We start from the raw sequence: 235 nt of genomic DNA, 5'->3' as shown, positions 1-235 counted from the left end.
TCCCGCTTCACCCGGACGTCGAGACCGTCCTGCAGGTGCCCGTGGTCGAGCCAGACGCGCCCGGCGCGCAGGCCCGCCATCACGCCGCGGTAGCCGTAACGGGTCACGCCCACGTGGGGGCGGCTGAACTGGCCGGGCCAGAAGTCGCCGCCCGGCTGATGGGAGGCGGTGTTGACCGGGTCGGGGATGTGCCCGGCGTGGGCGTGGTTCTGCCCGGGTGCCCAGTCGCCGGTCT

General features: G+C 74.5%; 1 pseudogene. It reads right to left on the bottom strand.

The features are described from left to right. Positions 1–235, bottom strand: a pseudogene (locus KVT44_RS57145) (histidinol-phosphatase); the annotation flags it as partial.

Source organism: Streptomyces sp. GbtcB7, assembly GCF_019091445.1.
Lineage (GTDB): Bacteria > Actinomycetota > Actinomycetes > Streptomycetales > Streptomycetaceae > Streptomyces > Streptomyces mirabilis.
Note: the sequence above shows the minus strand (reverse complement) of the source record. Positions and strands in the feature narration are given on the sequence as shown.